Source organism: Anaeromyxobacter terrae, from assembly GCF_022690685.1.
In the GTDB taxonomy this organism is placed as follows: domain Bacteria; phylum Myxococcota; class Myxococcia; order Myxococcales; family Anaeromyxobacteraceae; genus Anaeromyxobacter; species Anaeromyxobacter terrae.
This window is the reverse complement of sequence record NZ_JALCYY010000058.1, coordinates 24,130-30,523: the sequence shown is the minus strand read 5'-3', so window position 1 is coordinate 30,523 and position 6,394 is coordinate 24,130. Positions and strand designations below refer to the sequence as shown.

At 70.6% G+C, this 6,394-nt stretch carries 6 protein-coding genes and 4 tRNA genes; 1 reads left to right on the top strand and 9 read right to left on the bottom strand.

All coding sequences use genetic code 11. From position 1 onward, the window contains the following. The 9 genes from MNY62_RS20450 to dnaK form a co-directional block, all read right to left on the bottom strand. On the bottom strand, nt 1–153 hold a 153-nt coding region (locus tag MNY62_RS20450), incomplete at its 3' end, for a GTP-binding protein (protein WP_242346206.1). A gap of 61 nt (nt 154–214) precedes the next feature. Further along, nucleotides 215–290: transfer RNA gene (locus tag MNY62_RS20445), tRNA-Thr, on the bottom strand. 28 nt (nt 291–318) lie between these two features. Continuing rightward, a tRNA-Gly gene (locus tag MNY62_RS20440) sits at nt 319–394 on the bottom strand. A 45-nt stretch (nt 395–439) separates the two neighbouring features. Further along, a tRNA-Tyr gene (locus MNY62_RS20435) sits at nt 440–522 on the bottom strand. Between the two features lie 46 nt (nt 523–568). After that, a tRNA-Thr gene (locus tag MNY62_RS20430) sits at nt 569–644 on the bottom strand. Nucleotides 645–780: 136 nt separating this feature from the next. Continuing rightward, nucleotides 781–1,518 carry a 23S rRNA (guanosine(2251)-2'-O)-methyltransferase RlmB gene (gene rlmB / locus MNY62_RS20425; RefSeq protein ID WP_242346205.1) on the bottom strand — a complete coding sequence of 246 codons (738 nt, stop codon included), beginning with the start codon at nt 1,516–1,518 and terminating at the stop codon, nt 781–783. Between the two features lie 55 nt (nt 1,519–1,573). Next, on the bottom strand, nt 1,574–1,996 hold the full coding sequence (locus tag MNY62_RS20420) for a hypothetical protein (RefSeq protein ID WP_242346204.1): 423 nt from the start codon (nt 1,994–1,996) through the stop codon (nt 1,574–1,576). A gap of 73 nt (nt 1,997–2,069) precedes the next feature. After that, nucleotides 2,070–3,008 carry an ATP-grasp domain-containing protein gene (locus MNY62_RS20415; protein WP_242346203.1) on the bottom strand — a complete coding sequence of 313 codons (939 nt, stop codon included), beginning with the start codon at nt 3,006–3,008 and terminating at the stop codon, nt 2,070–2,072. Nucleotides 3,009–3,148: 140 nt separating this feature from the next. After that, on the bottom strand, nt 3,149–5,050 hold the full coding sequence (gene dnaK, locus MNY62_RS20410) for a molecular chaperone DnaK (RefSeq protein ID WP_242346202.1): 1,902 nt from the start codon (nt 5,048–5,050) through the stop codon (nt 3,149–3,151). A gap of 261 nt (nt 5,051–5,311) precedes the next feature. On the opposite strand from dnaK, the gene MNY62_RS20405 reads away from it, so the two are divergent. Continuing rightward, nucleotides 5,312–6,379: a diacylglycerol/lipid kinase family protein gene (locus tag MNY62_RS20405; protein ID WP_242346201.1), complete on the top strand. Its 1,068-nt coding sequence runs from the start codon at nt 5,312–5,314 to the stop codon at nt 6,377–6,379. Nucleotides 6,380–6,394: the final 15 nt, after the last annotated feature.

The window sequence follows — 6,394 nt, the reverse complement described above, 5'->3', positions numbered from 1 at the left end:
GTCGATCTGATCGTACGCCATGAACTGCGCGCGACCCTTCGTCGCGCAGTACTTCGTGATGGCGGCCGTCAGCGTCGTCTTGCCGTGGTCGACGTGACCGATCGTCCCGACGTTCACGTGCGGCTTGCTGCGCTCGAACTTCTCCTTGCCCATGATTCGCTCCTGCTGTGGGTGCCGTTGGCGCGAGCAGCCTCCGATGCGCGCCGTCTGAGTTTGGAGCCCTCGTCCAGGATTGAACTGGAGACCTCGTCCTTACCAAGGACGCGCTCTACCGACTGAGCTACGAGGGCATCTGAATTCGTCGATCCGACCTCTCACTGGAGCGGGAAACGGGATTCGAACCCGCGACATTCAGCTTGGAAGGCTGACGCTCTACCAACTGAGCTATTCCCGCAAGGTTTTTGGCGAATCCCTTTTACTCGAGAGGATGAACTGACTGTGGAGGGGGGTGGATTCGAACCACCGAAGGCGTAAGCCGGCAGATTTACAGTCTGCTCCCTTTGGCCGCTCGGGAACCCCTCCAGGAACCGTGTTCTACCTTCGACCTCGCGTTCGACCCCACTGCTCCTGGAGCTGGCGGTGGGATTCGAACCCGCGACCTGCTGCTTACAAGGCAGCTGCTCTACCGACTGAGCTACGCCAGCAAGATCCTTCCGGAACTGGCTGCGGTCCGCTGGCGCGCTCCCTGCCGGCGACCCGCCCCGTGCTGCGTGGAGCGGTGCCTTTTAGATGACCTCCCGAGCCTTGTCAAGGCCGCACGTCGCCGGGCGAATCGGGCGGCTACCTGCCCCGTTGGCGTGCCACCTCGTACAAGGCGACTGCCGCCGTGGCCGACACGGAGAGGCTGTCGAGATCCCCGATCATGGGGATGCGCGCGGAGTGGTCGCACGTCTTGCGGACGAGCGGGCGGAGCCCCTCCCCCTCGCTCCCGAGCACCAGGGCGATCGGGCCCTCGAGATCGAGAGCTGCGAGGGGGCCGTCGCCGTCCGCCGCGAGGGCCACCGACCAGATCCCTTCCTGCTCGAGCGCCTCCAGCGTCTTCGCGACGTTGGTGACCCGGGCCACGGGGCAACGCTCGACCGCCCCGGCCGAGGTCTTCGCGACCACGGGCGTCACCCCCACGGCGCGGTCCTTCGGGATCACCACCCCGTGCGCGCCGAGCGCGTGGGCGGAGCGGATGATGGCGCCGAGGTTGTGGGGGTCCTCCACGCCGTCGAGCACCACGAGGAGCGGTGGACGGCCGCTCGCCCGCGCGGCGGCGAGGATGTCCTCCAGCGTCGCGTACTGGAAGTCGGTCACGACGGCGACCACCCCCTGGTGGCGATCGCTGCCGGCGAGCCGATCGAGCTTCGCCCGCGGCGCGGTCCGCACCTTCGCGCCGGCCGCGCGACCGAGCCGCTCGAGCTCCGCGAACGCGGCGCCCCGCGAGCCGCCCTCGGCGAGCCAGAGCTCCGAGAGCCCCTCGCCGCCGGCGCGCAGCACCTCTCGCACGGGGTTCAGGCCGTAGACGACGCGCATGGGATGGCGCTCCAGGAGCGCACGCCGGCGCTCGACCGGCGGACGCGCCGGATCCTCACTTCACGTTCACGGGGACGGCGACGTCGCGGGTCTGCTTCACGCACCACTGGTCGGAGCAGATGAAGAAGTCGAGCTTCGCCTTCGCCACCTGCTTGCCGGCCGCGGCGGCGAGGAACGGGACCTCGAAGCGCGGCGCCTCGGACTTGGGGTCGACGGCGTCCTTGTGGCCGAGCGAGGTCCTCTCGAGCGTGAGCCCCTGCGCCTCGAGCGTGATCTTCAGCGGCGCCTGCGGGTGGACGTGCACCTTCGAGAGCGGGACGATCGCGAGGACGAGCGTCCCCTTCCCGCCCGCCTTCAGGTCGGAGGTCGTGCCCTGCGTGTCGATGCGGTAGCTCTGCGCGGCCTCCGCCGCGGGATCCGCGGCGCGGGCGAGCGGAGCGGCGGCGACGAGGGCGACTGCGACGAGGGCGCGGATCATGCGAGCTCCTTGCGGGATGCGACCGCTCTCATACCAGGGACGGCGGGCAGCGGCCATGCATTCAAGCCGGCGCTCACACGGCGCGGCCGCGCGCGGTGCGGCGCGGAGGCCGCTCCCCCGCGGCGGGGCGCCGCGCCGTCGTGGCGAGCGCGATGGCGCGCTCGACGATCTTCCCGGCCGCGTCCACGCCGCACGCCGTCTCCGCCTCCTTGATCGACGGCGAGCTGTTCACCTCGAAGACGCGGGGCACGCCCTTCGCGTCGAGCATGTCGACGGCGCACACCTCGAGCTTCAGCACCCGCGCCGCGTCCACCGCCATCCGCGCGTACTCGGGCGGGAGCTCCACCGGCTCGAAGCGCGCGCCGCGCCGCAGGGTCCGGGCGAGCCGCCCGACCGGCGGGCTCCGCCGCATCGCCGCCACCACCTCTCCGCCCACGACGAGCACGCGCAGGTCGCGCCCCTTCGCGCCGCGGAGGTACTGCTGCACGACGATGTTCTGGCCGAGCCCGAGGATCGCCTCGAGCGCCGCCTCGAGCGACTGCATGCTCTCGCAGATCATGACGCCGCTCTTCTCGTTGACCGAGAGGAGCTTCACGAGCACGGGGACGCCGCCGACCACCCGCACCATGTCCTTGATGCCCGACGGATCGCTCGCCATGACCGTGCGCGGCACCGGCAGGCCGCTCGCCGCGAGGAGCTGCAGGCTGCGCATCTTGTTCCGGCTCGCGGCGATGCCCCAGGCGCCGTTCAGCGCGGGGATGCCGAGGAGCTCGAGCTGGTTCACCACCGCGAGGCCGTACTGGTGGATGGAGAGGCCGATGCGCGGCACGACCACGTCGGTCGCGGGGAAGCGGCGGCGCCGCCAGTAGAGCGCCGGAGCGGCGCCGCCGAGGCCCATCTGAACGTCGAGCGGATCGATCACGCGCGTCGAGAGCCCGCGCTCGCGGGCGGCCTCGACGAGCCGGCGGGTCGTGTAGATGGCGGTCGAGCGGGAGAGGACGGTGAGGTGCACGGCGCGGATGGTAAGGCCGCGAGGCCCGCGGCGCGAGCCGGCGCGAGGCGACCCCGAAAAATGAAGCGGGGCCGCCCGCGCGACGCGGGCGACCCCGAGACGTTGACGCCGCCCCCGCCCGAAGGCGGGGCCGCCGCCGGTCAGACCTGCTTGAACTCGGCGTCGACGACGTTCTCCTTCTTCTTCTCCTCGCCGGCCGGCGCCCCCTCCTGCGGGCCCGGCGCGCCCGGCGCGGCGCCAGGGCCGGCGGTCTTGTAGAGCTCCTCCGCCGCCTTGTGGCTCGCGCGCTCGAGCCGGTCGGTCGCCGCCTTCACCTCGTCGGCGCTGCCCTTCTCGCGGACCTTGTGGACCTCCCCGACCGCGTCCTCGATCTCCTTGACGACGTCCGCCGGGAGCTTGTCCTTGTTGTCCTTGAGCAGCTTCTCCATCTGGTAGGCGAGGTTCTCGGCGCGGTTCCGCTGCTCGACCTCCTCGCGCCGCTTCTTGTCGTCCGCCTCGTGGGAATGGGCGTCGGCCACCATCTTCTCCACCTCGTCCTTCGCGAGGCCCGAGGAGTGGGTGATGGTGATCTTCGTCTCCTTGCCGGTCCCCTTGTCCTTGGCGGAGACGTTGAGGATGCCGTTCGCGTCGATGTCGAACGTGACCTCGATCTGGGGCAGGCCGCGCGGCGCGGGAGGGATCCCCTCGAGGTGGAACCGCCCGAGGGTGCGGTTGTCCCGCGCCATCTCGCGCTCGCCCTGGAGCACGTGGATCTCGACCGAGGTCTGGCTGTCGGAGGCGGTCGAGAACACCTCGGAGCGCTTCGCCGGGATGGTCGTGTTCCGCTCGATGAGGCGCGTCATCACGCCGCCGAGCGTCTCGACGCCGAGCGACAGCGGCGTGACGTCGAGGAGCAGGATGTCCTTCACCTCGCCGGACAGGACGCCCGCCTGCACGGCGGCGCCGATCGCGACGACCTCGTCCGGGTTCACGGACCGGTTCGGCTCCTTGCCGAACAGCTTCTTCACCCGGTCGGTGATCGCGGGCATGCGCGTCTGGCCGCCGACGAGGACCACCTCGTCGATCTGGTCGGGCGAGAGCTTCGCGTCGGCGAGGGCCTTGCGCGTCGGCTCGACCGAGCGCTCGATGAGGTCCTCGACCATCTGCTCGAGCTTGGCGCGCGAGAGCTTGATGGACAGGTGCTTCGGGCCCGTCTGGTCGGCGGTCAGGAACGGCAGGTTGATCTCGGTCTCCATCATCGAGGAGAGCTCGATCTTCGCCTTCTCCGCCGCCTCCTTGAGGCGCTGGAGCACCATCTTGTCCTTCGACACGTCGATGCCGGTGTCCTTGCGGAACTCGGCGATGAGCCAGTCGATGACCTTCTGGTCCAGGTTGTCGCCGCCGAGGTGGGTGTCGCCGTTCGTGGCGAGCACCTCGACGACGTTCTCTCCGACCTCGAGGATCGAGATGTCGAACGTGCCGCCGCCGAAGTCGTAGACGGCGATCTTCTCGTTCTTCTTGCGGTCGAGGCCGTAGGCCAGCGCGGCCGCGGTCGGCTCGTTCACGATGCGCCGGACGTTCAGCCCTGCGATCTCGCCCGCGTCCTTGGTCGCCTGGCGCTGGGCGTCGTTGAAGTACGCGGGGACGGTGATGACGGCGTCCGTCACCTTCTCGCCGAGGTAGTTCTCCGCGGCCCGCTTCAGCTTGAGGAGCACCTGCGCGCTGATCTCGGGCGGCGAGTACTGCTTCGCGTCGATCTGGATGCGCGCGTCGCCGTTCGGCCCCTCCACGACGTGGTACGGGACGCGCTTCATCTCGTCCTGCACCTCGGAGAACCGGCGCCCCATGAACCGCTTGATGGAGTAGACGGTCTTCTCCGGGTTCGTGATCGCCTGGCGCTTCGCCACCTGACCGACGAGCCGCTCCCCTTCCTTGGTATAGGCGACCACGCTCGGGGTGATGCGGGAGCCCTCCTCGTTGGTGATGACGACGGCGTCCTTGCCTTCCATCACTGCGACGACGGAGTTCGTCGTGCCGAGGTCGATGCCGATGATCTTGGCCATGCTCTGAAAGTCCTCCTGGACGGGGGGCAACGTAAGGCCGCGAACCTCCCTGTCAAACGACGCTCGTCGCGATTTCCGGTGCGTAGCCCGCTACGCGGTCCGCCACCGGTGCGACGCGCCGCGCGGCCCCCCTGGGCGAGGGCAGGCGAGCCGCAAGTCCCCGAATTGCTGGACATTCGTGGTCCTGACGCGCCGTGGCACCCGGCTTGCTCAAAATCGCGACATCCGCGTCACATCCTCGTCGGGGTCACGATGCTTCGAATGGTCAGCGCCGAGCGGTACCCCTGCCTCTCCGAGCATCCGGTCGCCGGGCTGGGCGCCGAGGTCGCGGTCCTGCTCAACGCAAACGCGAAGCAGGTGAACGCCGAGGTCCGGCGCGCCCTCTCGCGCGTCGTGCCGGGCGAGCACCTCTACCTGTCGCGCAGCCAGGACGACGCCGCCGAGATCGCCGAGGAGGTGGTCGCGCGCCGCTACGCCACGGTCTTCACGGGTGGAGGGGACGGGACGTTCGTCGCGTGGGTGAACCGGATCCTCGAGAGCGCCGAGCGGCGCGCGGCCCGCCCGCCGCGCTTCGGCGTCCTCGCGCTCGGCACGGGGAACGCCGTCGCCGAGATGGTGGGCGCGACGCCCCGCCGCCACGCCCAGGACCTCGCGCGCTTCCTGCGCGGCGACATCGGCGGCGTACGCCGCCTCGACCTCCTCACCTGCGCCGGCCGCCGGACCCCGTTCGCAGGCGTCGGCGTCGATGCCGCGGTGGTGAACGACTACTACTGGATCCGCGACCGCCTCTCGGGCACCCCGCTCCGGAAGCTCGGGATCGGCGCCTCCGGCTACGGGCTCGCGGTCGCGCTCCGCTCCGCGCCCCGCTACCTCCTCGAGCGGCGCCCGGCCTACTGCGAGATCGTGAACGCCGGCCGCGCCGCGTGGCGGCTCGACGCCCGGGGCGAGCGGATCGGCCGGCCGATCGCGCACGGCGAGCTCCTCTACGCGGGCCCGTGCATGATGGCGGCCGCGAGCACGGTCCCCTACTACGGCATGGGGCTGCGTGCGTTCCCGTACGCCGATCGCGCGCCGGGCATGATGCAGCTGCGGATCGCGACCTCGATCGGCGTGCCGACGGTGCTCCTGAACCTGCCGAGCATCTGGTCCGGCGAGTTCGCGCACGCGGGGCTGCTCGACTTCCACGCGGACCGCGTGGCGCTGCGGTTCGAGCGCCCGATGCCGCTCCAGGTGGGCGGCGACGCCGAGGGCTGGCGCGACGAGCTCACCTTCGGCATGGCGGCGAACCCGGTCGAGATCGTCGACTTCGGCCCGCGCGCCGCCGCCTGATCCGCTCGGCGTCCG